At 44.8% G+C, this 221-nt stretch carries 1 tRNA gene; it reads left to right on the plus strand.

From position 1 onward, the window contains the following. Nucleotides 1-74: transfer RNA gene (locus tag Q1A18_RS19060), tRNA-Thr, on the plus strand. The last annotated feature ends 147 nt before the right edge of the window (nt 75-221 follow it).

Raw genomic sequence — 221 nt, forward strand, 5'->3', positions numbered from 1 at the left:
GCCGAATTAGCTCAGTTGGCCAGAGCACGTGATTTGTAATCTCGGGGTCCTCAGTTCGAATCTGAGATTCGGCTCAAAGCAAAAGAGTTCAAGGCAAGCAGTATGAGGTTTGCAAAAAGATATTATAGCGTTCAGTGAAATATTGTTTGGGGAGATACCAAAGTGGCCAACTGGGGCAGACTGTAAATCTGCTGTCTTATGACTTCGTAGGTTCGAATCCT

Origin of the sequence: uncultured Sunxiuqinia sp. (assembly GCF_947495665.1) — a bacterium.
In the GTDB taxonomy this organism is placed as follows: Bacteria; Bacteroidota; Bacteroidia; order Bacteroidales; family Prolixibacteraceae; genus Sunxiuqinia; species Sunxiuqinia rutila.